The organism is Brevundimonas viscosa (assembly GCF_900116065.1).
GTDB classification, from domain to species: Bacteria; Pseudomonadota; Alphaproteobacteria; order Caulobacterales; family Caulobacteraceae; genus Brevundimonas; species Brevundimonas viscosa.
In genome coordinates, this window is record NZ_FOZV01000001.1 from 122731 (window position 1) to 147685 (window position 24955).

Annotated in this window: 26 protein-coding genes; 11 read left to right on the top strand and 15 right to left on the bottom strand. The window is 70.3% G+C overall.

Translation table 11 applies throughout. The features are described 5' to 3' along the window. Positions 1–31: 31 nt before the first annotated feature. Entirely contained in the window at positions 32–760 is a 729-nt protein-coding gene (locus BM333_RS00545) for a glycosyltransferase family 2 protein (protein ID WP_092306201.1), read from the top strand. 103 nt (positions 761–863) lie between these two features. Further along, positions 864–1307 carry a hypothetical protein gene (locus tag BM333_RS00550; RefSeq protein ID WP_092306203.1) on the top strand — a complete coding sequence of 148 codons (444 nt, stop codon included), beginning with the start codon at positions 864–866 and terminating at the stop codon, positions 1305–1307. Positions 1308–1437: 130 nt separating this feature from the next. On the opposite strand, the gene BM333_RS00555 is transcribed toward BM333_RS00550, so the two are convergent. The 9 genes from BM333_RS00555 to BM333_RS00595 form a co-directional block, all read right to left on the bottom strand. Continuing rightward, positions 1438–1785, bottom strand: coding sequence for a hypothetical protein (locus BM333_RS00555; protein ID WP_092306205.1), 348 nt, complete (start codon positions 1783–1785; stop codon positions 1438–1440). After that, on the bottom strand, positions 1782–2366 hold the full coding sequence (gene phaR, locus BM333_RS00560) for a polyhydroxyalkanoate synthesis repressor PhaR (RefSeq protein ID WP_092306207.1): 585 nt from the start codon (positions 2364–2366) through the stop codon (positions 1782–1784). The genes BM333_RS00555 and phaR overlap by 4 nt, the downstream gene beginning before the upstream one ends. Before the next feature lie 56 nt (positions 2367–2422). Continuing rightward, the gene (gene trhA, locus BM333_RS00565; RefSeq protein ID WP_092306209.1) at positions 2423–3136 is read right to left on the bottom strand and encodes a PAQR family membrane homeostasis protein TrhA; all 714 of its coding nucleotides are present in this window, start codon (positions 3134–3136) and stop codon (positions 2423–2425) included. 708 nt (positions 3137–3844) lie between these two features. Then, a complete protein-coding gene (locus BM333_RS00570; protein WP_092306211.1) occupies positions 3845–4144 on the bottom strand; it encodes a hypothetical protein in 300 nt (99 codons plus the stop codon). A 112-nt stretch (positions 4145–4256) separates the two neighbouring features. Further along, entirely contained in the window at positions 4257–5318 is a 1062-nt protein-coding gene (locus BM333_RS00575) for a substrate-binding domain-containing protein (protein WP_092306213.1), read from the bottom strand. Positions 5319–5493: 175 nt separating this feature from the next. Then, on the bottom strand, positions 5494–6891 hold the full coding sequence (gene lpdA, locus BM333_RS00580; RefSeq protein ID WP_092306215.1) for a dihydrolipoyl dehydrogenase: 1398 nt from the start codon (positions 6889–6891) through the stop codon (positions 5494–5496). Positions 6892–6894: 3 nt separating this feature from the next. Further along, positions 6895–8613 carry a 2-oxo acid dehydrogenase subunit E2 gene (locus tag BM333_RS00585; protein ID WP_092306218.1) on the bottom strand — a complete coding sequence of 573 codons (1719 nt, stop codon included), beginning with the start codon at positions 8611–8613 and terminating at the stop codon, positions 6895–6897. A 1-nt stretch (position 8614) separates the two neighbouring features. Continuing rightward, positions 8615–9739, bottom strand: a complete 1125-nt coding sequence (locus tag BM333_RS00590; RefSeq protein ID WP_218151399.1) for an alpha-ketoacid dehydrogenase subunit beta — start codon at positions 9737–9739, stop codon at positions 8615–8617. An 82-nt stretch (positions 9740–9821) separates the two neighbouring features. Beyond that, positions 9822–11057, bottom strand: coding sequence for a thiamine pyrophosphate-dependent enzyme (locus BM333_RS00595; RefSeq protein ID WP_092306220.1), 1236 nt, complete (start codon positions 11055–11057; stop codon positions 9822–9824). Between the two features lie 147 nt (positions 11058–11204). Here BM333_RS00595 and BM333_RS00600 point away from each other — a divergent pair, with 147 nt between their 5' ends. The 3 genes from BM333_RS00600 to BM333_RS00610 all read left to right on the top strand — a co-directional run bounded on the left by BM333_RS00600 (position 11205) and on the right by BM333_RS00610 (position 13999). Further along, positions 11205–11693, top strand: coding sequence for an Lrp/AsnC family transcriptional regulator (locus BM333_RS00600; protein ID WP_092306223.1), 489 nt, complete (start codon positions 11205–11207; stop codon positions 11691–11693). 68 nt (positions 11694–11761) lie between these two features. Then, entirely contained in the window at positions 11762–13048 is a 1287-nt protein-coding gene (locus BM333_RS00605; RefSeq protein WP_143105741.1) for an SMP-30/gluconolactonase/LRE family protein, read from the top strand. Between the two features lie 12 nt (positions 13049–13060). After that, the gene (locus BM333_RS00610; RefSeq protein ID WP_092306228.1) at positions 13061–13999 is read left to right on the top strand and encodes a pirin family protein; all 939 of its coding nucleotides are present in this window, start codon (positions 13061–13063) and stop codon (positions 13997–13999) included. Here BM333_RS00610 and BM333_RS00615 read toward each other — a convergent pair. Beyond that, positions 13996–15354 carry an alpha/beta hydrolase family protein gene (locus BM333_RS00615; protein ID WP_092306230.1) on the bottom strand — a complete coding sequence of 453 codons (1359 nt, stop codon included), beginning with the start codon at positions 15352–15354 and terminating at the stop codon, positions 13996–13998. The two genes, BM333_RS00610 and BM333_RS00615, sit on opposite strands and share 4 nt — an antisense overlap. Before the next feature lie 95 nt (positions 15355–15449). Here BM333_RS00615 and BM333_RS00620 point away from each other — a divergent pair, with 95 nt between their 5' ends. Next, positions 15450–16436: an LLM class flavin-dependent oxidoreductase gene (locus tag BM333_RS00620; RefSeq protein ID WP_092306232.1), complete on the top strand. Its 987-nt coding sequence runs from the start codon at positions 15450–15452 to the stop codon at positions 16434–16436. Here BM333_RS00620 and BM333_RS00625 read toward each other — a convergent pair. From BM333_RS00625 to rpmH, 5 genes are all read right to left on the bottom strand, one after another. Further along, the gene (locus BM333_RS00625) at positions 16433–17392 is read right to left on the bottom strand and encodes an alpha/beta fold hydrolase (protein ID WP_092306234.1); all 960 of its coding nucleotides are present in this window, start codon (positions 17390–17392) and stop codon (positions 16433–16435) included. The two genes, BM333_RS00620 and BM333_RS00625, sit on opposite strands and share 4 nt — an antisense overlap. A gap of 37 nt (positions 17393–17429) precedes the next feature. Continuing rightward, a complete protein-coding gene (gene yihA, locus BM333_RS00630; RefSeq protein ID WP_092306236.1) occupies positions 17430–18071 on the bottom strand; it encodes a ribosome biogenesis GTP-binding protein YihA/YsxC in 642 nt (213 codons plus the stop codon). A 1-nt stretch (position 18072) separates the two neighbouring features. After that, positions 18073–19869 carry a membrane protein insertase YidC gene (gene yidC / locus BM333_RS00635; protein ID WP_092306238.1) on the bottom strand — a complete coding sequence of 599 codons (1797 nt, stop codon included), beginning with the start codon at positions 19867–19869 and terminating at the stop codon, positions 18073–18075. Between the two features lie 4 nt (positions 19870–19873). Continuing rightward, positions 19874–20284: a ribonuclease P protein component gene (rnpA, locus tag BM333_RS00640; protein WP_092306240.1), complete on the bottom strand. Its 411-nt coding sequence runs from the start codon at positions 20282–20284 to the stop codon at positions 19874–19876. Between the two features lie 128 nt (positions 20285–20412). Then, positions 20413–20547, bottom strand: coding sequence for a 50S ribosomal protein L34 (rpmH, locus tag BM333_RS00645; RefSeq protein WP_003164000.1), 135 nt, complete (start codon positions 20545–20547; stop codon positions 20413–20415). A gap of 117 nt (positions 20548–20664) precedes the next feature. On the opposite strand from rpmH, the gene BM333_RS00650 reads away from it, so the two are divergent. The 5 genes from BM333_RS00650 (at position 20665) to BM333_RS00670 (ending at position 24948) form a co-directional block, all read left to right on the top strand. After that, on the top strand, positions 20665–21387 hold the full coding sequence (locus BM333_RS00650; protein WP_092306242.1) for a TVP38/TMEM64 family protein: 723 nt from the start codon (positions 20665–20667) through the stop codon (positions 21385–21387). Positions 21388–21427: 40 nt separating this feature from the next. Continuing rightward, positions 21428–22885, top strand: coding sequence for a sensor histidine kinase (locus tag BM333_RS00655; RefSeq protein ID WP_092306244.1), 1458 nt, complete (start codon positions 21428–21430; stop codon positions 22883–22885). 76 nt (positions 22886–22961) lie between these two features. Then, complete coding sequence (locus tag BM333_RS00660) at positions 22962–23402, top strand: hypothetical protein (protein ID WP_092306247.1); 441 nt, start codon at positions 22962–22964, stop codon at positions 23400–23402. Between the two features lie 50 nt (positions 23403–23452). Next, positions 23453–24187 carry a cytochrome b/b6 domain-containing protein gene (locus BM333_RS00665; protein WP_092306249.1) on the top strand — a complete coding sequence of 245 codons (735 nt, stop codon included), beginning with the start codon at positions 23453–23455 and terminating at the stop codon, positions 24185–24187. Continuing rightward, complete coding sequence (locus BM333_RS00670) at positions 24184–24948, top strand: molybdopterin-dependent oxidoreductase (RefSeq protein ID WP_092306251.1); 765 nt, start codon at positions 24184–24186, stop codon at positions 24946–24948. Before BM333_RS00665 ends, BM333_RS00670 begins: the two co-directional genes overlap by 4 nt. The last annotated feature ends 7 nt before the right edge of the window (positions 24949–24955 follow it).

The following is a 24955-nucleotide window of genomic DNA, read 5'->3' on the forward strand; positions in this document are numbered from 1 at the left end:
GCGCGGCTGCGAAACCCGCTAGACAGCCGCCATGACCGAAACCGTTCCCGACATCTCCGTCGTCGTTCCCGTTCATGACGAGGAGGGCGCGGCCGGCCCCCTGGCGCGCGAGATCGCGGCGGCCTTCGCCGGGCGATCGTTCGAGATGCTCTTCGTGGACGACGCATCACGCGACGGCACGCTCGCCGAGCTCCGGGCGCTGATGCCGGAACTGCCGATGCTGCGCGTGCTCAGCCACGCATCGAACGCCGGGCAGAGCCGGGCGGTGCGGACCGGTGTGCTGGCGGCGCGGGGACCGATCATCGTCACGCTCGACGGAGACGGCCAGAACCCGCCTGCCGATGCGCCGAAGCTCGTCGACCTGCTGGCCGCCTCCCCCCCGAACGTGGCGCTGGTCGGCGGGGTTCGGGCCCGGCGTCAGGACACCGAGGCCAAGCGCTGGGCCTCGCGCTGGGCGAACCGCATCCGCAAGCGCCTGCTGGCGGACGACGCGGCCGATACAGGCTGCGGGCTCAAGGCCTTCCGGCGCGACGTCTTTCTGAGGCTGCCGTACTTCGATCACGTTCACCGCTATCTGCCGGCCCTGGTGATCCGCGAGGGATTCGAGAACCGCTATATCGACGTCGGGCACCGGCACCGGGAGACGGGCCGGTCCAAGTACACCAATTGGGGACGGCTCGTGGCGTCGCTTTCGGACCTGCTGGGCGTGATGTGGCTGAAGCGGCGGTCTCGCAGGCCGGGCGCAGTCAGCGAATTCTGAGGTTCGCCTCCCGGGGGAGCGGCCGTAGCCGTATGGAGCGAACCGGGGTATGCATCGTTAACAAGCGCGGCCGTTGGGGGCCGTCCGCCGCCGGAGCCTGGTCATGCTGATCGCCCTGCCGCTGCTGTTGATCCCGGTGGTGCTCTACAACATCGTGGTGCTGTCGAGCCTGATCGGCGGCGGCAGCGAGGCGGCGATGGCCGCGGGCGGGGCCGACGCCATCCTGCGCGATCCGATGTTCTCCATCCCGATGGCCTCCGGAACCAGCTGGAACGTCGGGCCGGGAGACCTGATCCTGCTGCTGAGCCTGATCCTGCTTTTCTTCGAACTGCTGAAATCGACGTCGAGCCAGAAGGTGGCGATCGTCAATCACGCCCTGTCGATGATCCTGTTCGTCGCCGTGCTGGTGGAGTTCCTGCTGATCAAGGGCTTCGCCACCTCCACCTTCTTCCTGATCGTGGTGATGGTCATGCTGGACGTGCTGGCCGGGTTCATCGTCACCATCATCTCGGCCCGCAAGGACCTCGACTTCGGCGGCGTGGCCTAGATCAGCTGAAGGCCACGAAGATAAGGGCCACGACGGTCACGTCGATGGTGCGGGTCAGGAAGCTGAGCATTGGCGGCGGTCCGGAAACGGGCGTGAACCCCGGGGGTTCAGCAAGGACCATGCCGCAGCTTCAGATGTCGGTGTCCTCCGTACGGCCGGGCTTCGGACGTCGGTCGGCGGCGCCGGAATACCGGGTTTCGAGATAGGCGGCGCGGGCGGCGTCGAGCACCGGCGGGCCGCCCTTGAGGCCCCGCCGCTGGCCGGTCTGGCCCATCAGCTGGGCCGCAAAGACCGCGGCTCCGGGATCGGAGGGCGGGGGCGAGGCAGCTCTTGCCGCCTCCCCGGCAGCTTCCTCCGGCGGCGCGGCCGGAACCAGGGCGCGCGAGGCGGAGGCGACCCGGCGTTCGGCCGCCCGGCGCTCGGCGGCGCGGCGGTCGCGGCTTCCGACCGGGGCGACAGGGGCCACCTCGTCGGTCATGGCTTCGACAGCTTGTCGAGGCGGGCGCGCATCTCGTCCATCTGCCGACGCATCTCGGCCAGGGCGTCGTCGCCCCCGGCGGCGGCCTTCGGCGGCTCTTCCGGGCGGGGAGCGCCGGCGGCGAAGCCGGGCCACATCTTCATCGCCTCGGAGAAGAGAGCCATGTTGCGGCGGGCCATCTCGTCGAGCAGGCCCGCGCCCGGCGTGGCGCCGAAGGCCTTGGTGAACTGGCTGCGGATCTGTTCCTGTTGCCGCGAGAAGTTGTCGAGCGACATCTCGAGGTAGCCCGGCAGGACGCCCTGCATCTGGCCGCCGTAGAAGCCGATCAGCTGGCGCAGGAACTGGACCGGGAGCAGGGCCTCGCCGCGGCTCTCTTCCTCGAAGATGATCTGGGTGAGGATCTGCCGGGTCAGGTCCTCGTTGGTGCGGGCGTCATAGACCACGAAGTCCACGCCTTCGCGGACCATGCGGGCGAGGTCGTCGAGGGTGACGTAGGCGCTGCTGGCGGTGTTGTAGAGGCGCCGGTTGGCGTACTTCTTGATGACGACGGTCTCGTCGCTCGCGGACTTCCTGTCAGCCACCCGTCGTCCCCCAAGCTGTTGCGCCGCGTCAGTTTCCGCGCTGCGGCTGCGAAAGTCTAGCCGAGGCCGCCGGGGGCGAGGACGACGCCGACCAGGACCGCGGCCCAGTGCACGGTGGCGCCGGTGACCACGAAGCCGTGCCAGATGGCGCGGCGGAACTTCACCTGCGGACTGATGAAGACGAACACGCCGGCCGTGTAGATCAGGCCGCCGGCGACCAGCAGGGCGAGGGCGAGCGGATGGACGGTGTCCATCATCGGCTTCAGCGCGATCACCGCCAGCCAGCCGAAGGCCACATAGACGGCGCTCCAGATGGCGTCCGACAGGCGCGGCAGGATGACCTTGGCGAAGGCGCCGCCGAGGCCGATGGCCCACACCAGCAGGGTGAAGCCGATCGCCCACGCGCCCTCGAAACGCTGGGTGGTGAAGGGGGTGTAGCTGCCGGCGATCATCAGGAAGATGGCCGCCTCGTCGAGGCGACGCAGCACCGGCCGGGCGGGGCATGGACGGGTCAGGTTGTAGACCGTCGAGGCGGCCAGCATGCCGATCAGGCACAGGGCGTAGACGGCGGTGGCGGCCACCGCCCCGACGCCGGAATAGAGCGCCGCCAGCACCGCCAGCACGACGCCGCCGACCGCAGCCAGGGTCAGGCCGACGACGTGGACGACGAGGTCGGCTGTCTTCTCCGCGTCGGTGCGGTAGTGCTCGACCATGTCGAGCTCGTCGGGCGTGCAGACGTGCTTCGCCAGCCTTTTCAGTTGCATGAGCATGGCCTGTTCAAAGCCGTACCTCGCCGCTTCGTTCCGACACCGTATCGCGGACATGGTCACGGGCCGGTGAATCGGGCGCCCGGAAGCGAAGGTTGGCGGGGGTATGCGGCAAAAGCGTCACGACTCCTTTCCGGGAGGTTTCCACCGCCCTCTTCCCGAGAGGGTGCGATCGCGCATGACTCTTCGCCGCCTGCGGGAGCAGGACGGGCGGGAAGGGAGCGGGGCGCCGGGCCTTCGCCCGGTCGGTGCAGTTTGGGTGACCGTATTCGGCGGAAGCCTGCGCCCCGCGTGGTCGTTTTCCGTTCACCCCGCCGACTGGCGGCCCTGTTCCGGCCTTGAAGACTCGCCGGTTCGGCCTTGCGGCGTCGCCGGGAGGCAGGACTTTCCGGATCATGTCCGCATCGACCCCGCCTTGTTGGGCGCGCGGCGAGCAAGGGACGCCATCCACTCGACGTCCACGAGGCCCCCGGGACTCTCCTCCACCCCGGCTTCATCGCTCGACCACAGCCCGCCGTCGTCGAGGTCGTGGATCCGACGCCCTCCCCACCGACGGGATGGGGCAGTGTGGGGGCGGTTCTTCCCATGGCGGGGAAATGACGCTGCCTGCCCCTCATTGTTGAAGCAAATCAACGGGCGATCTGCGCGAGATAGGGGATTCAAACATTAACTCCCGGCGCCGGAGAAGGGCCGGGAGTACTGCTCCGGTCGTCAGCGCTCGACCGGCTGCGCGCCGGGAGCCGGGTCGAGGCCGCGTTCATCTTCGGGCGCGACAGCGTTTCCGACGCCGGTGGCTCCAGGCTCGGCGGGGACGGCGCCGGCGTCGGGAGGCGGCAGTTCGGCGGGCTGGACCATGGCCTCACCGGCCTCGTCGGCGGCGGTGACCGCGTCGGCGCTCCAGCGCATCCAGACGAAGGCGCCGGCGGCGACGAACAGCAGCACCAGGCCGAGCACGACGAGGCTATTGAAGCGGGGCGAGCGGCGCGGGCCGCCGGGGGGTGTCTGGGTCACGGACCTCTCCTCAGGGACTGGCGTCTGACAACCGGTCGAAGGCGGAGAGCGTTCCCGCAAACGACAAAGGCCCCGGCCGGAGCCGGGGCCTTCAGCGTCCGATGGCGAGGCCTCAGTTGGCCGGGGCCGACATCGGCGTCAGGGCGTTGGCGACGGCGCGCTGGGCGGCGAGCTCTTCAGCGGGCAGCGGCACCAGGCCGCGATCCTGAAGGTAGCCGCCGCGGCCGGCCGAGGCCTCGGACATGAACTCCATGACGAACTGCTCGAGGCCGGGGATCACGCCCACGTGCTGCTTCTTCACATAGATGTAGAGGCTGCGGGCCAGCGGGTACGAGCCGTCGGCGATGGTCTCGACCGAGGGCGCGATCCCGTCGATGGTCTCGGCCTTCACCGTGTCCATGTTCTGCTCGAGGAAGCTGAAGCCGAACACGCCCAGCGAGCCGGGGGTGCGGGTCAGGGTCTGGACGATGGCGTTGTCGTTCTCGCCCGAGTCGATCCAGGCGTTGTCCTCGCGCAGGGTGTGGGCCAGCGTTTCGAAGCGGTCCTCGTCGGACTCCGACAGGGCGGCGAGAGCCGGGATGCGCTCAGCGCCCGGGGCCATGCCCAGTTCGAGGAAGGCGTCGCGGGTGCCCGAGGTCGGCGGCGGGCCGTAGACCTGGATGCGCTGGGCGGGCAGGCCCGGGTTGACCTGGTTCCAGGTCGTGGCCGGGTTGGCGACGAAGGCGCCGCCCTCGCCGGGGACTTCCTTGGCGAGGGCCAGATAGAGGTCCTGCAGGCGCAGGTCGAAGCTGCCGCCATTGCGGGCCGTGGCGACGACGATCCCGTCGTAGCCGATCTTGATCTCGACGATCTCGGTGACGCCGTTCTTCTGGCACTCGGCGAACTCCGAGGCCTTCATCGGGCGCGAGGCGTTGGCGATGTCCGGGGTGGTCGGGCCGACGCCCTGGCAGAAGGCCTTGATGCCGCCGCCGGTGCCGAGCGACTCGACCCGCGGCGCGGCGCCGCCGGCGGTGCGCGAGAAGTTCTCGGCCACGCGCGTGGCGAAGGGGAAGACCGTCGACGAGCCGGCCGCCCAGATGCCGTCGCGGGTCTGGTTAGCGCCGCCGCCCTGGCCGCAGGCGCCGAGGGCGAGGAGGGCGACCGCCGAGGCGGCGGCGAGGAGGGTGCGGGTCATGTCGATCTCCGGACAGGCCTTGTTCGCGGCCGCTTAGACCAGAGGACTGTGACGGTTCGCCCGGCGGAGGTGTGACGGTTCGGCGACGGACGAGGGAGCAGGAATCGGGAATCAGAAAGGACGTCAGAACAAGCGCGACCGACTAGTTCCTGATTCCTACGACCCAAGCCCTCTCCTAGATATGGATCGCGTGCCCCAGCGCGCGCAGGGAGGCTTCGTGGAAGGCCTCGCCCATGGTCGGGTGGACGTGGATGGTTCCGGCGACGTCCTCGAGCAGGGCGCCCATCTCCAGCATCTGGGCGAAGCTGTTCGAGAGTTCCGAGACGTGCTGGCCGACGGCCTGGACGCCGAGCAGGCGGTGGTCGGTCTTGGAGGCCAGGACGCGGACGAAGCCGCCGTCCGAGCCGGCCTCGATAGCCAGGGCGCGGCCCAGCGCCATCAACGGGAAGACCGCCTGGATGACGTCGTCGCGGCCCTCAACGTCCAGCGGGCCGAGGCCGGCGGAGACGATCTCCGGCTCGGTGAAGCAGACGGCGGCGATGCTGACGGGGTCGAAGCGCTTGTCATGACCCGCGATGATCTCGGCGACGATCTCACCCTGGGCCGAGCCCTTGTGGGCCAGCATGGGTTCGCCGGTCAGGTCGCCGACGGCCCAGACGTTGCGCATCGAAGTGGCGCAGCGGTCGTCGATCTTCACGAACGGACCGGCCATGGCCACGCCCATGTTCTCCAGACCCCAGCCCTTCGTCCGGGGCTTGCGCCCGACGGTGACGAGGACCTTGTCGGCCTTGAGCTTGACCGCCTGCCCGTCCTTGGTCGTGACGTTGAGCTGGCCCTTCTCGAACGACCCTGCCTTGGCGCCGAGGTGCAGTTCGACGCCGTGGGCCTCCAGCCATTTGCCGACCGGATCGGTCAGGGCCTTGTCGTAGAGCGGCAGCAGGCGGCCGGCCATTTCGACGATGGCGACCTCGGCCCCCAGCTTGCGGAAGGCGATGCCCAGCTCGAGGCCGATATAGCCGCCGCCGACCACGACCAGCTTGCCGGGGACCTTGTCCAGCGACAGGGCCTCGGTCGAGGAGATGACGTCGCCGCCGAAGGGCAGGAAGGGCAGTTCGACCGGCTCGGAGCCGGTGGCGAGGATGACGTGTTCGGCGCTGATGACGATGTCGCCGTCGCCAGTCTTCACCGTGCAGGTCTTGGCGTCGGAGAAGGTGGCCCAGCCGTTGATTACCTTGACCTTGGCCTTCTTCAGCAGGCCGGCGACGCCCGCGTTCAGCTTGCGGACGATGCCGTCCTTCCACTCGACCGTCTGCTTCAGGTCGATGGCCGGCTTGCTGGCCGTGATGCCCATGGTGCCGCCGTCGGCGGCCTTGGCCACGGTCTCGAACTTGTGCGCCGCGTGGATGATGGCCTTGGACGGGATGCAGCCGACGTTCAGGCAGGTGCCGCCGAGGCCGTCGCCGCCGTCGACCAGCACGGTGTCGAGCCCCAGCTGGCCGCAACGGATGCCGGCGACATAGCCGCCGGTGCCGGCGCCGATGATGAGGACTTTGGTGGTGAGGGTTTCAGTCACGGTCTAGTCCATGAACAGCACCGCCGGGTGCTCCAGCAGCGCCTTGATCTTCTGGATGAACTCCGCGGCGTCGTAGCCGTCGACGATGCGGTGGTCGAAACTCGAGGAGATGTTCATCATCTTGCGCACGACCATCTGGCCGTCTTGCACCACCACCCGTTCGACGATCTTGTTGGGGCCGACGATGGCCACCTCGGGGTGGTTGATCACCGGCGTGTGGACGATGCCGCCCAGCGGCCCCAGCGAGGTGATGGTGATGGTCGAGCCTGACAGCTCCTCGCGCGTCGCCTTGCCGGCCTTGGCGGCGGACGAGACGCGGGCGATCTCCTCGGCCAGGCCGTAGACGTCCAGCGCCTCTGCGTTCTTCACCACCGGCACCATCAGGCCGTTGGGCGTCTGAGCGGCGATGCCCAGATGCACCCCGGCGTGGCGGTACAGCACGCCGGCGTCGTCGTCATAGGTGGCGTTGATCTGCGGATAGTCGGGCAGGGTCCGGGTCAGGGCCGTGGCGATGAACGGCAGCAGGGTCAGCTTGGGCCTGTCCGTCCCCTTGTTGGTCGCGTTGAGGTGCTGGCGCAGGGCCTCCAGCTCGGTGACGTCGACCTCTTCGGCGTACATGAAGTGCGGGATGCGCCGCTTGGCGTCCTGCATCTTCTCCGCGATCTTGCGGCGCAGGCCGATGACCTTGATCTCCTCGACGCCCTCGCGGCGCACGCGGGTCGCGCCGGCGCCGGCCGGGGCGGCGGGGCGGCCGCCGGAGGCGAGGAAGGCGTCGAGGTCGCCGTGCTCGATGCGGCCGGCGGGGCCGGAGCCGGGGACGTACTGGAGCTCGACGCCGAGCTGGCGCGCGCGCTGGCGCACGGCGGGCGAGGCGAGGGGGCGCTGGTTGCGGTCGGAGAGCTGCCGTGAGCCCTCCCCCTTGAAGGGGGAGGGTTGGGTGGGGGTGGTGGCAGGCTGTTTCGAGGAAGACGCGGGTGGGCTGGCTTTCGACGGAGCCTCACGCGCCACGTCCTGACGCGATGCGCCTCCACCCCCACCCCCGGCCCCTCCCCCCTCGAGGGGGAGGGGAGAAGAAATGTTGCCCTTGCCCTCGACCTGGAAGCTGACCAGCGGGCCGCCGACGGCGATCTGCTGGCCCTCGTCGCCGTGCAGGGCGACGACGGTTCCGGCCACCGGGGAGGTCAGTTCGACGGTGGCCTTGTCGGTCATGACCTCGGCGAGAATCTGGTCCTCCTCGACCGCGTCGCCGACCGCGACGCGCCACCCGACCAGTTCGGCCTCGGCGGTGCCCTCGCCGACGTCGGGGAGCTTGAAGACGTAGTTGGCGCCGGGGGCGGAAGCGGACTCGCCCCCTCCACCATGCTTCGCATGGTCCCCCTCCCCCTGCGGGGGAGGAACTTCGGCGCGCTGCCCCCCCGCCGGGGGGACCGGAGCCTGCGCATCGGGCTCCGAGGGGGGCGCGTCATCGCTGTTCCCCGCCCCCTCGACCTCGAACTCGACCAGCGGGCCGCGGACGGCCAGCATCTGGCCGGGCTCGCCGTGCAGCCGGGAGACCGTGCCGGCGACCGGCGAGGTGATCTCGACGGTGGCCTTGTCGGTCATGACGTCGGCGACGATCTGGTCCTCGGCGACCGCGTCGCCGACCTTGACGTGCCAGCCGACCAGTTCGGCCTCGGCGGTGCCTTCGCCCACGTCGGGCAGCTTGAAGACATAGCGACCCATCTCAGCGGCCTCCCTTCATCGTGGCCTTCAGCGCCTCGGCGACCCGCTCGGGGCCGGGGAAGTATTCCCACTCGAAGGCGTGGGGATAGGGGGTGTCCCAGCCGGTGACGCGGGCGATCGGGGCCTCGAGGTGGTAGAAGCAGCGCTCCTGCACCAGGGCGCTGAGCTCGGCGCCGAAGCCGGAGGTCTTCGGGGCCTCGTGGACGATGACGCAGCGGCCGGTCTTCCTGACCGAGGCCTCGATGGTCTCGATGTCGAGCGGCACGAGGGTGCGCAGGTCGATGACCTCGGCGTCGACGCCGGCGTGCTCCGCCCCGGCCAGCGACACCCAGACCATGGTCCCGTAGCAGAGGATGGTGACGTCGGAGCCTTCCTTCATCACCCGCGCCTTGCCGATCGACTCGACGTACTTGCCGGTCGGGACCTGGGCCAGCGCCTGGGCTTTCCACGGGCTGACCGGCTTCTCGTGCCAGCCGTCGAAGGGGCCGTTGTAGAGGCGCTTGGGCTCGAAGAAGATGACCGGATCGTCGTCCTCGATGGCGGCGGTGAGCAGGCCCTTGGCGTCGTAGGGGTTGGAGGGGATGACCACCTTCAGCCCGGCGATGTGAGTGAACAGGCTTTCGGGCGACTGGCTGTGGGTCTGGCCGCCGAAGATGCCGCCGCCGTAGGGGCTGCGGACGGTGATCGGCGAGGTGAACATGCCGGCCGAGCGGTAGCGCAGCTTGGCCGCCTCGGAGACGATCTGGTCGTAGGCCGGGTAGATGTAGTCGGCGAACTGGATCTCGACGACCGGCCGCAGGCCGTAGGCGCCCATGCCGATGGCGGCGGCGACGATGCCGCATTCGCTGATCGGGGCGTCGAAGCTGCGGGTCAGGCCGTGCTTCTTCTGCAGGTGGTCGGTGACCCGGAAGACGCCGCCGAAATAGCCGGCGTCCTCGCCGAACGACAGGACGTCGGGATCCTCGGCCATCTTCACGTCCAGGGCCGAGTTGAGGGCCTGGATCATGTTCATCGGCTGCACGCCGTTGCCCGGCGCGTCGGAGGCCGGGGCGTTGTTCTGGTCGGCCATGTCGGGCTCGATGCCGTCGACGCGGTCGGCTTCGGTGAAGGTGGTTTGCTCGCTCATCGGCTCAGCCACAGTCCTGCGATGGTCACGATGGGGATCAGGGCGACGAGAATGTAGAAGAGCGCCCGGCGCTGTTTCTGGCTCATACCCCCACCTCGCGGCGCTGTTCGACGAGGCGCCAGTCCTCGGTGGCGTAGACCTCCTCGAACATGGTCTTCACCGAGGGGCGCGACTGGCCCAGCGTGCCGATGGCCTCGGCCTCCTTGCCGGCGGCGCGAACCTGTTCGACGGCGTCCTTCTCGGCCGCTTCCTGCTGCTCGTCGGACCATTCGCCCAAGGCGATCAGGTGCTGCTTCAGGCGGGCGACGGGATCGCCCAGCGGCCATTTCTCGTGCTCGTCGCCGGGGCGGTAGCGGCTGGGGTCGTCCGAGGTCGAGTGCGGCGCGCCGCGGTAGGTGAACAGCTCGATGACCGTCGCGCCCTGGTTGGTGCGGGCGCGCTCCTCGGCCCACTGGGTCGCGGCCCAGACGGCGAGGAAGTCGTTGCCGTCGACGCGCAGGGCCGGCAGGCCGTAGCCGATGGCCTTCGAAGCGAAGGTCGTCTCCAGCCCGCCGGCGATGCCCATGAAGGACGAGATGGCCCACTGGTTGTTGACGACGTTGAGGATCACCGGCGCGCGATAGACGGCGGCGAAGGTCAGGGCGTTGTGGAAATCGCCCTCGGCCGTCGCCCCGTCGCCGATCCAGCTGATGGCGATGCGGTCGTCGCCCTTGTAGGCCGAGGCCATGGCCCAGCCGACGGCCTGGGGCACCTGGGTGCCGAGATTGCCCGAAATGGTGAAGAAGCCGTACTCGCGCGAGGAGTACATGATCGGCAGCTGCCGCCCTTTGATCGGGTCGGAAGCGTTCGAATAGATCTGGTTCATCATGTCGACGAGCGGATAGCCGCGCGCGATGAGCAGACCCTGCTGGCGGTAGGTGGGGAAGCCCATGTCCTCGCGGCTGAGGATCATGCCCTGGGCCACGGCGATGGCCTCCTCGCCGGTGCACTTCATGTAGAAGCTGGTCTTCCCCTGACGGTGGGCGCGGTGCATGCGGTCGTCGAAGGCGCGGGTCAGGATCATCGCCTTGAGGCCCCGACGCAGGGTCTCCGCGTCGAGCTTCGGGTTCCACGGACCGACCGCATGGCCGTCGTCGTCGAGCACCCGGACCAGCCGGAAGGCGTGGTCGCGCATGTCGAACGGCGTGGTCGACACCGCCGGCCGCTCGACCGCGCCCGGCGCATCGAGTTTCAGGTGGCTGAAGTCAGGCTTGTCGCCCGGGCGGCCCGAGGGTTCGGGCACCCGCAGGCTGAGCGGTTGCGTGTTGGGCTTCTTCATTCCGTCCTGCCGTCCGGTTGATCCGACCGCGTTTCCTCTGAGCGCGCATCTAGCACGGGCCGCGCGGGAAGGCTCGCTTGATTTCGACCTTGCGTCTGGCGGTTTGCCGGTATTTTATTGCGCGAATACCTTAGCTGGAGAAACGCCTTGGCTGACGAGCTGGATCCCGTCGACGCCCGCATCCTCGATATCCTGCAGCAGGACGCCGGCCTGTCGGTGGCCGAGGTGGCGGAGCGGGTCGGCCTGTCGGCCTCGCCCTGCTGGCGGCGGATCAAGCGGCTGGAGGACTCCGGCCTGATCCGCAAGCGCGTCACCCTGCTGGACGCGGCGAAGCTGGGGCTGGATTTCGAGGTCTACGCCATCGTCAAGCTGAACCTGCCGTCGAGCGACAATCTCGACGTTTTCGAACAGGCCGTGGCCGGCTGGCCGGAGGTGGTGCAGTGCGCCACCATCACCGGCCGCGAGGACTATGTGCTTCGCATCGTCACTTCGGACATGCACGCCTTCGACAAGTTCCTGCGCGAGAAGCTGCTCAGCCTCGGCATCGTCTCCGACTGCGAGAGCCACATCGTCACCCGCGGCGTGAAGAACGTGACCGCCCTCCCCCTCGGGATCGTGACGCCGCACGTCAACTGAGCCACATTGCCGATCCTTGAACTGTCTGAGGCCGCGCCGATGGTTGTGGCCCGGCCGGGGGGATCGTCATGCGCCTTGCCGCCGCCATCGCACTCGCCGCGCTACTGGCCGGTCCTACGCAAGCTCTGGCGCAGGCGGCGGCTGAGACCGACGTGGCCGCGTTCTACCGACTGCGCGCTGAGGGCGTGGCGGCGGCGAACGCCGACGATCTGACGACGGCGTCGGCGCGGCTGGCCGAGGCGGACGAGCGCATCTCCAACCACCCGGGCCTGATGTTGATGCGGCTCCGGCTGGCCGTCGCGGCCGGGCGACACGCGGAGGCGATGGCGATGGCGCAGCGCTATGCAGCCACGGGATTGTCGATGAACCTCGGGGGCGATCCGGCGCTGGGGGAGCTGCGGGGTCAGCCGGGATTCGAGGCCCTGGCGGCGACGGTGGAGGAGAACCGGGAGCCCGTCGGCGCCGATCGGCTGGCGCCCCTCGCGGCGATTCCGGGCGGGGGGCTGGTCGAGAGCGTGGTTTGGGACGAGCAGCGCGGGCGCTGGCTCGCATCCATGGTCAGGGATCGGACGATCGTGGCGCTGGACGAAGCCGGTGCGACCTCGCCGTTTCTCCAGCCCGACGGAGAGATCGGCGGCGTACTCGGGCTGGCCATGGACCCGGCGGCCGGCGTGCTGTGGGCCGCCAGCGCGCCGCTGCCGCCGGCGGCGCAGGGGCGGCCAGGCGACGCGCCGCCCCTCGCCAGCGCCCTGCTGAAGATCGACGCGGCCAGCGGACGGGTGTTGGCCCGCCATCCGGCGCCGGCAGGTCGGATGCTGGGCGATGTGACGCTGGGACCGGACGGAACGGTCTATGTGGCGGGCGAAGACCTGTTCCGACTGAGGCCCGGACGCGATGGGCTGGAGGTGCTTTTGCCCGCCGGTCAGATGCGGTCGCCCCAAGGGATGGCGGTCACGCCGGACGGCGCCGCCCTGATCGTGGCCGACTACTCCTCCGGACTGTGGCGGGTGGACCGGGCCAGCGGCGCGGCCATCCGCCTGCCGGCGCCCTCGAGCGCCAGTCTGATCGGTCTCGACGGCCTGATTACTGACGGCCGCGTCCTCTATTCGCTGCAGAACGGTACGGCGCCGCAGCGGGTGCTGAAGCTGGTCCCGGACGCGGCCTGGAGCCGGATCGAGGCGGTCGAGGTGCTCGCCGCCAACCTACCGCAGATCGACGAGCCGACGACGGGTCTGGTCCACGACGGTGAACTGGTGTTCGTATCGCGGTCGCAGTGGAGTGATTTCGACGGGGAGGGGGCGTTGCGCACGCCGGCGCCGCAACCGGCCCTGATCTCCCGCCTGCGGCTCGACTGAGGGGGACAGACAATGATCGAGATGGTGATCGAGGCCCGGCGCAAGGACCTGGGCGGGTTCGAGGTCGGGCGGGTGTTGCCGTTCCACGCCCGGCGCATGGTCGGGCCGTTCATCTTCCTGGACGAGATGGGGCCGGCCGAGTTCGCGGCGGGGGCCGAGGCGATCAATGTGCGGCCGCATCCGCACATCGGCCTGTCGACCCTGAGCTACCTGTTCGAGGGCGAAATCCTGCACCGCGACTCCACCGGCGCGACGCAGCCGATCCGGCCCGGCGAGGTCAACTGGATGACCGCCGGCAGGGGCATCGTCCACTCCGAGCGCACCGACCCGCTGAAGAAGAGCCGGGGCGGTCCGATGCACGGCATGCAGGCCTGGGTGGCGCTGCCGACCGAGGCGGAGGATGTCGACCCGTCGTTCCATCACCACGGCGAGGAAGGCCAGCCCTCCTACGAGAACGGCGGGCTGTTCGCGCGCCTGGTGGCCGGCGAGGCGTACGGGGCAAAGGCGGCGGCGCCGGTGTCGTCGCCGCTGTTCTATGTGCACTGGGAGCTGGCCGAGGGCGTGCGCACGGCGCCGCCGCCCGGCCGCGGGGTGGGCGGCTACGCCGAGCGGGCGCTGTACGTCGTGAAGGGCGAGGTCGAGATCGGTGACCGGGTGTTCCGCGGCGGCCAGATGGTGGTGCTGGAGCCCACCGCGGAGCCGACCATCAAGGCGCTGACGCCCGCGACGGTCATGGTGCTGGGCGGAGAGCCGGTCGGGCCGCGGGTCATCTGGTGGAACTTCGTCTCATCGTCGCAGGCGAAGATCGACGCAGCCAAGGCCGACTGGAAGGCCGGCCGCATGGCCCTGCCGAAGGACGACGATCAGGAGTTCATCCCCCTGCCCGACGTGCCGGCGACCCCGGAACCGGCCCCGGCGCCGGTGAAGCCGGATCCCACCGACCCGGTCTAGAGGCCGGAGCGGGCGGCGACCCAGTCGACGACCGTTTCGATCACCGAGGGATCCAGCGTGGTTTCGATCTGGCCGTACTCGGTCGGCAGCCCGGTTTCCGCCGGCTGGAACAGGTGATTCAGGCCCGGCAGGACCACCACTTCGGCGTCCGGCTTGTGGCGCGACAGGGCGGCGGCGTTCTGATCGGCGGGGACCTGCAGGTCCTTGCCGCCGAAGACGGCCAGCATCGGCGCACGGATGGCGCGAATGGCGTCGGCCGGATCGAGGGCGACCATGCCGCGGTACCAGTCGCCGGACATCGCCGTGGCGAGTTGTGCGGCCTCGGCTGGCGACCGGCCGCTCTCCAGCAGCAATGGTTCGAGGGCGAGCCGTGCGGCGTCTGCGTCTTCGGCGTGGGACGCGAGGGTCTGCATCAGACGCCGCTGCAAGGCGACGTTCCGGGCCACGGCCTCGGCCGGCATGCCAGACGCGTGGGCGATCTGCTCAACCTGCGCCGTGATGGTCTCGCCGCCGGACAGCGCCGGTCCGGCCAGGGCGACCAGCCAGGCGGGCCGGGCGCCGTCCTCGATGGCCAGCTCGGCGAAGGTCGCGCCTTCGCTGTGACCGATCAGGCCGATGCGCGCCGCGTCGATCTCGGGTCGGGCGACGAGCCAGGTCAGGGCGGCCTTCACGTCCGAGGCGAAGTCCCTCTGGGTGGCGGCGGCGAAGACGCCGGTCGAGCCGGCTACCCCGCGGTCGTCGTAACGCAGGACGGCGACGCCGCGGCGGGTCAGTGCGTCGGCCCAGATCGCGAAGGGCTTGTGTCCTTCGATGGTTTCGTCGCGGTCCTGCGGCCCGGTTCCCGTGATCAGGATGGCGGCGGGGAAGGGCCCGGCTCCCTGCGGCAGGGTCAGGGTCGCCGCCAGACGGACGCCGGGCGCCTCCGGATTGTCGAAGGCCACTTCCTCCGCGCGATAGGGGAAGGGCGGTGTCGGGGTCTGGGGGCGCGCGGCGAGGGTCGCCGTCTCCGCCGTCCGGCTGAGCACCAGCGGCAGGGTGGCGCCGCCCTGCGAAAGCACCCCCGTCAGGGTCTCGCCGTCTTCCGAGCGGCTCCCTTGGAACTGCCCGCGAATGACCGGAACCACGAAGCGGACAACACCGCCTTCCGCCGTCGGCCGGTCCACCGCGATGTTGCGTGCGCCCTGGTCGGGACTGTCCATCACGGCGTTGCCGTCGGCGCCGACGCGGAAGACGATGCGGATCGACTGGCCGCCGACGTTGATCCGCCCCTCCCAGACGCCGGCGAGCGAGGCCGGGTCCTGGGGCGCGACCGGAGCGACAACGGCGGCAGCGAGCAGGGCGGTGAGAAGGTTCATCGGCAGTCCTTGATCTGGAAGCGCAACCGTAGCCGCTGGGCGCGGGGTGCGCCAAGGGCTCTTGAATCCCCGCTCCGCAACCCGACCTGTGACGGATGACCGCCTTCTCCGTGCTCGACCTGTCGCCCATCGTGGAGGGCGGCGACGCCCGCCGCGCCCTGCTGGAAACCACCCAACTGGCGCGCGACGCCGAGCGGCTGGGCTTCACCCGCTTCTGGCTGGCCGAGCATCACAACATGCCCGGCATCGCCAGCGCGGCGACCGCCGTGGCGCTGGCGCACGTGGCGGCGAACACGCAGACCATCCGCGTCGGGTCGGGCGGGGTGATGCTGCCCAACCATGCGCCCATGGTGATCGCCGAACAGTTCGGAACGCTGGAGGCGTTGCACCCCGGCCGCATCGACCTGGGGCTGGGGCGGGCGCCGGGGACCGACGGGGCGACGGCGCGGGCGCTGCGCCGCTATTTCGAGGCCGCCGACCAGTTCCCGCGCGACGTGATGGAGCTGCAGGCCTTCCTCGCCGATCCGGTCGAGGGGCAGCGGGTCACCGCCTGGCCGGGGGCCGGCTCGAAAGTGCCGATCTGGCTGCTGGGCTCCAGCCTGTTCAGCGCCGAGCTGGCGGCGCAGCTGGGCCTGCCGTTCGCCTTCGCCAGCCATTTCGCCCCGGAGATGCTGCTGCAGGCGCTGCGCGTCTACCGCGAGGGCTTCCGGCCGTCGACGCAGCTGGAACGGCCGTACGCCATGGCGGCGATCAACGTCATCGCGGCGGAGACGGACGAGGAGGCGCGGCGACTGTCGACCTCGATGCAGCAGTCGTTCGCGGCGGTGGTCACCGGCAAGCCGGGCCGGCTGAAGCCGCCGGTGGACGACATCGCCGCCGTGCTGGACGCACGCCAGATCGCGGCGGTGCAGAGCCGGCTGACCTATGCCGCGATCGGCGGCGAGGCGACGGTGCGGGAGAAACTGGCCGAGTTCATCGCCCTGACCGGCGTCGACGAGGTCATGGTCACCGGCATGATCCACGACCTCGAGGCGCGGCTGCGCAGCCTGGAGATCACCGCGAAGGCGGCGAAGGGGCTCTAGAGGCCGCGCAGGAAGTCGAGCAGGAAGGCGTTCACCTCATCGGGGCGCTCCTGCTGGATCCAGTGGCCGGCGCCGGGCAGGACCCGCTGGACGCGGAGGTCGGGGATCCAGTCCTTCATCGCCGCCTCGTGGGCCCCGGCGTAGCGGCGGACGGGGTCGCGCTCGCCGACCATGAAGGCGGCCGGAACGCGGACCCGGGCGTCCTGCAGGAAGGCGGTCTGCGCCCAGTTCAGGTCGAGGCAGCGGTACCAGTCGAGCGGGGCGCGGAAGCCGCCGGCGGCGAAGGCGGCGACGTATTCCGCGAAATGCGGATCGCTCATCCATGGCGGCAGCGGGACATCGTCGGGGATGGAGCCGATGAGGCTTTCGCCGGGAGCGAGGAAGCCGGTCGACTGGCGGTCGGCCGGGGTCGCGCCGTCGTAGGCGTGGAACATCTTGCGCAGGGCGGTCGCCGGATCGGCGTCGAAGACGAGGTGGGCGTCGTTGGCCTGGAAGCGGCTGATGTAGAGGTCGCCGAGGCCGGCCCGCTTCGAAAGGGCCGCCATGGCGGCCGTGGGCGGCCCCTTCGGCCGGCGCGGCTGGAACGGCACCGACAGGGCGGCGACGGCGGTGAACAGGTCGGGCCGCATCAGGGCGCAGTGCCAGGCGACCGCCGCGCCCCAGTCATGGCCGACGACGGTGCAGCGGTCGCGCCCCAGCGCCCGGACCAGATCGACCATGTCGCCGACGAGATGGAGGATCGAATAGCCGTCGCGATCGGCAGGCTTCTCCGTCCCGCCGTAGCCGCGCATGTCGGGGGCGACGGCGTGAAAGCCGGCCGCGGCCAACGCCTCGAGCTGGGCGCGCCAGCTGATCGAGAGCTCGGGGAAGCCGTGGACCAGCAGCACCAGCGGCCCGGAGCCGGCCTCGAGGATCTGCTGGGTCAGGCGGTCGGTGCGGATGTGGCGCTGGGGCATGCCGCCAGCGGACCATCGGCCGGGGAGGCTGGCAAGCCTAGAGGCTGACGCCCGTGGTGCGCATGATCTCGGCGCGGAGCTCCGGCAGGCCCTCGCCCTTCTCGGCCGAGGTCAGGGCCACGGCGGGGTAGGCGGCGGGGCGCTTGGCGACGGCCTTGAGGGTGGCGGCGACCATCTTCTCGCCCTCGCCCTTCTTGAGCTTGTCGGCCTTGGTCAGGACGATCTGGTAGCTGACGGCGGCGAGGTCGAGCGCGTCCAGCGCCTCGTCGTCGACCTTCTTCAGGCCGTGACGGGCGTCGATCAGGAGGTAGACCCGCTTCAGGGTGACGCGGCCGCGCAGGTAGTCGCGGCCGAGGTCCTGGAACTTCTTCACCGTCGCCTTCGAGGCCTTGGCCCAACCGTAGCCGGGCAGGTCGACCAGCCGCAGCCGGCCGTCCAGATCGAAGAAGTTGACCTCGCGCGTGCGGCCCGGCTCGTTGGAGGCCCGCGCCAGCTTCGACATACCGACGAGGCCGTTGATCAGGCTGGACTTGCCCACGTTCGAGCGACCGGCGAAGGCGATCTCCGGCAGGTCCGGCTCCGGCAGCTGCTCGATCTTCGCGCACCCCATGACGAAGGTCGCCGGGCGCGCGAACAGGATGCGCGCCTGCTCCAGTTCCTCGGGGGTGAAGTCCTCCACCCTAGGCCTTCGCCTTCTTCAGCCGCGCGAAGAACGTGTCGATCGGGTTCTCGGCCTTCAGGCGATGCATGATCACGTACTGCTGGACGATGGTCAGGACGTTCGACCAGCCCCAGTAGAGCAGCAGGCCGGCCGGGAAGGTGGCCATGATGAAGGTGAAGACGATCGGCATCAGCTGGAACAGGCGGCGCTGCATCGGATCGGGCGCCGGCGGGCTCATGGCCATCTGCAGCCACATGGTCAGGCCGTAGACGATGGCGAGGATGCTGAGCGAGAAGGTCCCGGTCAGGTGCGGCCCGAGCAGCGGCACCACGGCCGGATCCCAGGGGATCAGGCCCCACAGGTTCCAGATGGTGGTCGGATCCTTGGCCGAGAGATCCTGCAGCCAGCCGAAGAAGGGCGCGTGACGCATCTCGATGGTCACGAACAGCATCTTGTACACGGCGTAGAAGACCGGGATCTGGAGCAGCAGCGGCAGGCAGCCGGCCAGCGGGTTGATCTTCTCCTTCTGGTACAGCGCCATCAGCTCCTGCTGCTGCTTGGGCGCGTCGTCGGGGTACTTCTTCTTGATCTCCTCCATCTTCGGCTGGAGGTTCCGCATCTTCGACATGCTCTCGTAGGCCTTGTTGGCCAACGGGAACATGACCAGGCGGACGACCAGGGTCAGGGCGAGGATGGCGAGGCCGAAGTTGCCCAGGATGCCGTAGAAGAACTCGATGATGATGAAGATCGGCCGGGTCAGGAAGAACAGGAAGCCCCAGTCGATCGCGTAGATGAAGCGCGGCAGCTCCAGCGACTTCTCGTAGGCGGCCAGCACCTCGTTGCGCTTGGCGCCGGCGAACAGCCGGGTGGTCTCGGTGATCTGGCGGTTCGGCCCGATGGTGTGGGCTTCGCCCAGCATGGTCGCCGAGTGGGTGGCGGATTCACGCTGCTCGCCGGACACCCGGAAGGCGGCCTCGATGCGTTCGTCCTGCGGGGGGATCAGGGCCGACATCCAGTACTTGTCGGTGATGCCGAGCCAGCCGCCGGTGGACTCGTGCTCCTGCACCGGCTTCTTGATCCAGCCGCCGTACTTCAGCTGTTCAGTGGTGTAGCGGTCGCCGGCGCCGAAGGTGCCGATGGCGCCTTCGTGCAGGATCTGGTTGCGACCCAGCTCGTCCGGCACGCCCTGGCGCTCGACCCGACCCCAGGGGGCGAGGGTGACCGGCTGGGCCGAGAAGTTGGCGACCGTGTCGGTCACCGTGAACATGTAGCTGTCGTCGACCGAGATGCGGCGGGTGAAGCGCAGGCCGGCGCCGTTGTCCCAGACCAGGGTGACCGGGGTGGTCGGGGTCAGGGTGGCGCCCTCGGTCAGCCGCCAGGGCGTGGTCTTGCCGGGCACGCCGCCCGGGATGTTTGGGCCGTTCCAGCCGAACAGGGCCTGGTAGGCGTGGCGCATGCCTTCCGGGCGGAACAGCTCGACCGCCGGAGAGTCCGGGTCGAGGCGCTCGCGGTAGTCGGTCAGGAACAGGTCGTCGATCCGGGCGCCGGTCAGCGACAGCGAGCCGCGCAGCTTCGGCGTCTCGATCGGCACGCGGACCGAGGTCGCCATGGCCGCGGTGCGGTCGGTGGTGAAGATGGCGGCGCTGGGCGACGGGGTCGTCACCGGCGACGAGGTGGTCTGCTCGGCCGCGGCCTGCTGGGCGGCGCGCCGCTTCTCCGCCTGCGGCTGCATGACGAAATAGCTGTAGCCGAGCAGCATGATGGCCGCGATCACGACGAAGAGGATCGTGTTGCGGCTGTTGTCTTGAGGGGGCATGGAGTCAGGAATCCTGGCCGGCGGACGTGGGCGGGCGAGACGTTGGGGGCGCGTCTTCGAGCGCCGTTCGCGGGGTCGCGAGCCTTGTAAGCGCCGATTTCACATCGTCAAGCAAACGCTCCCATGGACGGTCGGCCGTGCCCATGCGCGCGATGAAGACATAGTCGCTGCCGGGGACGCCATGGGCGGGGACCAGCGCGCGCGCGGCCTCGCGCAGGCGGCGCTTGGCGCGGTTGCGGACCACGGCGCCGCCGATCTTGCGGGTGGCGGTGAAACCAACCCGGATGACGGGGTCGCCGTCGCCGCGCTCGAGGCGCTGGACGACCACGGCGCCCCGGGCCTGGGAATTGCCTTTCGCGGCCGCCAGGAACTGGGGCCGCGACTTCAGGCGCTCGATTGCGGGAACTTGATCCATGGTCCTCCCCCATCGGGGGAGGGGGACCGCGAAGCGGTGGAGCGGAAAACCGTCCACCGGCGTTCGGGCCGTGCCCCCTCCACCATCCTTCGGATGGTCCCCTCCCCTGCGGGGAGGAACGGAAGGAATCAGGCCGTCAGGCGCTTGCGGCCCTTGGCGCGGCGGCGGGCGACGATCTTCTGACCGTTCTTGGTGGCCATCCGCGAACGGAAGCCGTGACGGCGCTTGCGCACGAGTCGCGACGGCTGATAGGTCCGCTTCACGGTCGGCTCCTCACTCTTGTGGTCTTTACGGGCGACGGAAAGACGTCCGCCGCAGGAAGGGCGGGCGTATAAGGGGACCAGCCGGCCGAGTCAACGCCGGCGGGCCGCGGAGAGAGAATGGACCGGCTGAAGCGTTTCCTGCCCCTGATCGTGCTGGCCGGCGTCATCGCCCTGATCTTCGGCATGGGCTGGAACCGCTATCTGTCCCTCGACACCCTGCGAGAGCACGGCGAGGCCCTGCGGAACTACACGGCCGAGAACTACCTGCTGAGCCTGCTGATCCTGATGGCGGTGTTCGCCGTGCTGACCGCCAGCGTGGTGCCGGGGGTGTTCTTCGTGACCATCACCGCCGGCTACCTGTTCGGACCCTGGGTCGGGGGCGTGGCGACCTCGATCGCGGCGACGGCCGGGGCGCTGATCGTCTACGGGGTGACGCGCACGGCGCTGGGGCGCAGCCTGCGCGAGCGGGCGGAGCGGGACCGGGGCCTGATGCAGGCGGTCTGCTCGGCCATCGACCGCGACACCTTCTGGTACGTGCTCGGCTCCCGGCTGGCGGTGGTGGTGCCGTTCCACATGATCAATGTGGCGGCGGGGCTGATGGCGGTGAAGCTGCGGCCCTACACCCTGGCGACGGTGATCGGCCTGCTGCCGGCGCACACCATCTACTGCTGGATCGGGGCGCGGCTGAACGTCCTCCTGGCCGAGAATCCGGACCCGGATTTCCAGGCGCTGTTCGCCCGCTTCTGGGCCCCGATGGCCGGGGTCTTCGTGCTGGCCGTGGTCCTGCCGTTCGCGCTGAAGGCCGTCCAGAAGGCGTTGACGCGGAGGCGGGCGACGTGAGCGGCGCAGCTTTCGGCACGAGCTTTGCGTTGGGCGTCCCATGACCGGTCCCCGCGCCCTGCTGAGCGACTTGCGAGGCCGCCTCGGCGCGCCGGCGGACTGGCGGGAGCGTCTGGGTTTCCACGCGCCGGACGCCCTGGCGTGGCGGCTGCTGCTGCTCACCTTCGCCTTCACGGCGGTGGTCGAGGTTTTGATCGTGGCCCCGAGCGCGGCGAGCTTTCACGAGCGCTGGCTGCTGGACCGGCTGCAGTCGGCGGAGCTGGCCTCGGTCGGCGTCGAGGCCCTGCCCTACTCCGCCGTCGAGGATGAGACGGCCAACCAGCTGCTGGCCATCGGCGGGGTGCAGGCCGTGGTGGTCGGCGACCAGGGCGTGCGGCGACTGCTGTTGCAGGCGCCCAACCTGCCGCGCACGCCCGAGCTGATCGATCTGCGGCGGGACCGGCCGGTGACCCGGCTGATCGACCCGTGGCGCACCCTGTTCGGCCACCCGGATCGTTCGATCCGCGTCCAGGCCCGGCCGCGCTACCGCTCCGGCGACTTCATCGAGATCCTCGCCCCGGCCGAGCCGCTGAAGCAGGAGCTGCGCACCTTCCTGCTCAACAGCCTGCTGACCTCGCTGCTGATCTCGCTGGTGGCGGGGGGGCTGCTCTACGCCGGCCTGGCGGTGCTGGTGCTGCAGCCGCTGCGACGGGTGACGCGCTCGATCGAGCGGTTCGCCCGCGATCCGGAGGCGCCCGGCGACCCGCCCGGCGATCGGCACGACGAGATCGGGCGAGTCGAGCGCGAACTGTCGCGCATGCAGGAGGAGGTTCGGCAGTCGCTGCGGTCGCGGGCGCGGCTGGTCGCCCTGGGCGAGGCGGTGGCCAAGATCAATCACGACCTGCGCAACATGCTAACCTCGGCCCAGATGGCGTCGGAGCGGCTGGCGGCGTCGCCGGACCCGCAGGTGGCCAAGGCCCTGCCGCGGCTGGAGCGGGCGCTGGGCCGGGCTGCGGCCCTGTCGCGCAACGTGCTGGAGTACGGCCGCAGCGAGGAGCCTCCGCCGCAGACCGCGCGGCTGCCGCTGGCGGCGGCGGTGACCGCGGCGGCGGAAGACGCCGGGCTGACCCCCGACGGAGTGCGGCTGGTGAAGAGCCTGCCCGCCCGCTGCACGGTCAGCGCCGATCCCGAACAGCTGCACCGGATTCTGGTCAACCTGATGCGAAACGCCCGGCAGGCTATCGAAGGCGACGCCGGGCGCGCGGGGCGCGGGACGGTGCGGGTCGGGGCGGAGGTCCGGGACGCCGAATGCGCGCTCCGGATCGCCGACGACGGGCCGGGCATTCCGCCGCGGCTTTCGGACCGGCTGTTCGAAGCCTTCGTGAGCGGTCGGGCGTCCGGCGGCAGCGGTCTGGGCTTGACCATATCCCGCGAGCTGGCCGAGCTTAACGGCGGCTCCCTCGCCCTCGTCGAGACCGGTCCCGGCGGGACGGTCTTCGAGCTGAGGTTGCCGAACTGAGCGCGCCGGAACGGCGTTATCAGGAGTCGAGTCCGCCGCACGGCCCTTGGGGCCGGAATGACTGGAGGAGAAGCCCATGCACCGCATCGTCCTGACCGGGGCACTCGCCCTGACCCTCGCCGCTCCCGCCCTCGCCCAGACGCCGCAGGCGGTTCCGGGCTCGGCGGAATGGCTGCGCATGCGCGGCGACACCTATCACCGCGCTCCGGATGCGGAACAGAACCCGGCCGAGGTGGAGGCGACCGCACGACTGAACGCCGACATCGCGGCCCGCAACCAGACCGCGGCGCAGACCGAGGCCGAGGCGCAGGCCGCCTGGGAGTCGGAGAACGCCAAATGGCGATCGGAATCCGCAGCCGCCGAGACGGCCCGGGCCCAGTGGGAGGCCGACGTCGCGGCGGCGGAGGCGGCGCGGGCGCAGTGGGAACGCGACCGGGCGGCGTGGGAGGCGGAGGTGGCCCGCTGCCGGGCCAGCGGCCGCCCCTGCGTGACCGCTCCGCCGACGGCGCCCAAGTAGGCTGAACGCACGGTGGCGGCGGGGGCGGGGCGGCGCCATACTCGGCGACCATGAGCCCAGTCGCCGACCGCACGCTCGGCCCGGGACGGACGGCGACCTATCGTCATCCGTGGCTGGTGCGCGTCACCCACTGGGTCAACGCGCTCTGCATCGCGGTGCTGGTCATGAGCGGGCTGCAGATCCTGAAGGCGCATCCGCACCTCTACTGGGGCCTGGCCTCGACCTTCGCCGATCCGTGGGTCAGCTTTCCCGACATTCCCGGCTGGGCCACGCTGCCGAGCTGGCGCGACCTGGCCCTGGGGCGTCGCTGGCACTTCTTCTTCGCCTGGCTGTTCGTGCTGAACGGCGCCCTCTACCTCGTCTGGGTGGTGCTGAGCGGCCGGGTCCGGCGGGTGCTGGAGCCGACGCGCGAGGACTTCGCCGGCCTCGGCCGCAGCCTCGGGGAGCACGCGCGCCTGCGGTTTCCCGAAGGCGAGGCGGCGCGCCGCTACAATGTGATCCAGAAGCTCAGCTACCTCACGGTCCTGCTGGGCCTGCTGCCGCTGATGCTGGCGACCGGCCTGGCGATGTCGCCGGCGATGAACGCGGCGCTGCCGGGCCTGCTGGAGCTGCTGGGCGGCCGCCAGTCGGCGCGGACGCTGCACTTCCTCTCGGCGGCCGGCCTGGTCCTGTTCACCGTGGTGCACGTGCTGCTGGTGCTGCTTTCGGGGCCGGCCAACCATCTGAGGGCGATGATCACCGGCTGGTACGTGATCCGCGAGCCGACAAGGGAGGATGAGTCGTGACCGACACAGACCGACGCGAGCTTGTCGTGGGCGGCCTGCTTGCAGGCCTCCCGCTGCTCACCGCCTGCGACGCGGTCTCCGGATCACCCCGGGCCCAGGGCGTTCTGCAAGGCGCCGAACCGCTCACCCGGCGCGCACAGCGGGCCCTGGTGCGGAACGCCCTGGCCCCCGAGTACGCCGAGAGGGACATCTCTCCCGATTTCCGGGCTAACGGCTCGGTGGACCCGGCCGACGCGGAGTATCGGCGGCTGCGGGCCGACGGCTTCCGCGGCTACCGGCTGCAGGTCGCCGGCCTCGTGGAGCGTCCGCTGTCGTTGTCGCTGGTCGAGCTGGCCGCGATGGCCACGCGCACCCAGATCACCAAGCACGACTGCGTCGAAGGTTGGACCTCGATCGGCAAGTGGACGGGAACGCGGCTGTCGGCGGTTCTGGACCGCGCCGGACTGCGGCCGGAGGCCCGCTTCATCGTCTTCGACTGCTTCGACGCCCTGGACCAGAGGCCCGGGGGCGAGCGCTACTATGAGAGCATCGGCCTGGACGACGCCTTCCACGAGCAGACGATCCTCGCCTGGCGGATGAACGACCAGCCCCTGCCCGTGCGGCACGGGGCGCCGCTCCGCCTGCGGGTGGAGCGGCAGCTGGGCTACAAGCACGCCAAGTACATCCGGCGCATCGAGGCGGTGGCGAGCTTCTCCCACATCGGCCGCGGCAAGGGCGGCTACTGGGAGGACCGCGGCTACGAATGGTACGCCGGAATCTGAGGCGGCC

Bases quoted from the DNA above. Each gene is read 5' to 3' on its own strand.
- BM333_RS00545 (WP_092306201.1), top strand. From the start codon at position 32: ATGACCGAAACCGTTCCCGACATCTCCGTCGTCGTTCCCGTTCATGAC.
- BM333_RS00550 (WP_092306203.1), top strand. From the start codon at position 864: ATGCTGATCGCCCTGCCGCTGCTGTTGATCCCGGTGGTGCTCTACAAC.
- BM333_RS00555 (WP_092306205.1), bottom strand. From the start codon at position 1,785: ATGACCGACGAGGTGGCCCCTGTCGCCCCGGTCGGAAGCCGCGACCGC.
- trhA (WP_092306209.1), bottom strand. From the start codon at position 3,136: ATGCTCATGCAACTGAAAAGGCTGGCGAAGCACGTCTGCACGCCCGAC.
- BM333_RS00575 (WP_092306213.1), bottom strand. From the start codon at position 5,318: ATGACCCGCACCCTCCTCGCCGCCGCCTCGGCGGTCGCCCTCCTCGCC.
- BM333_RS00585 (WP_092306218.1), bottom strand. From the start codon at position 8,613: ATGGGTCGCTATGTCTTCAAGCTGCCCGACGTGGGCGAAGGCACCGCC.
- BM333_RS00590 (WP_218151399.1), bottom strand. From the start codon at position 9,739: ATGAGCGAGCAAACCACCTTCACCGAAGCCGACCGCGTCGACGGCATC.
- BM333_RS00595 (WP_092306220.1), bottom strand. From the start codon at position 11,057: ATGAAGAAGCCCAACACGCAACCGCTCAGCCTGCGGGTGCCCGAACCC.
- BM333_RS00605 (WP_143105741.1), top strand. From the start codon at position 11,762: ATGCGCCTTGCCGCCGCCATCGCACTCGCCGCGCTACTGGCCGGTCCT.
- BM333_RS00610 (WP_092306228.1), top strand. From the start codon at position 13,061: ATGATCGAGATGGTGATCGAGGCCCGGCGCAAGGACCTGGGCGGGTTC.
- BM333_RS00615 (WP_092306230.1), bottom strand. From the start codon at position 15,354: ATGAACCTTCTCACCGCCCTGCTCGCTGCCGCCGTTGTCGCTCCGGTC.
- BM333_RS00620 (WP_092306232.1), top strand. From the start codon at position 15,450: ATGACCGCCTTCTCCGTGCTCGACCTGTCGCCCATCGTGGAGGGCGGC.
- BM333_RS00625 (WP_092306234.1), bottom strand. From the start codon at position 17,392: ATGCCCCAGCGCCACATCCGCACCGACCGCCTGACCCAGCAGATCCTC.
- yidC (WP_092306238.1), bottom strand. From the start codon at position 19,869: ATGCCCCCTCAAGACAACAGCCGCAACACGATCCTCTTCGTCGTGATC.
- rnpA (WP_092306240.1), bottom strand. From the start codon at position 20,284: ATGGATCAAGTTCCCGCAATCGAGCGCCTGAAGTCGCGGCCCCAGTTC.
- BM333_RS00650 (WP_092306242.1), top strand. From the start codon at position 20,665: ATGGACCGGCTGAAGCGTTTCCTGCCCCTGATCGTGCTGGCCGGCGTC.
- BM333_RS00655 (WP_092306244.1), top strand. From the start codon at position 21,428: ATGACCGGTCCCCGCGCCCTGCTGAGCGACTTGCGAGGCCGCCTCGGC.
- BM333_RS00660 (WP_092306247.1), top strand. From the start codon at position 22,962: ATGCACCGCATCGTCCTGACCGGGGCACTCGCCCTGACCCTCGCCGCT.
- BM333_RS00665 (WP_092306249.1), top strand. From the start codon at position 23,453: ATGAGCCCAGTCGCCGACCGCACGCTCGGCCCGGGACGGACGGCGACC.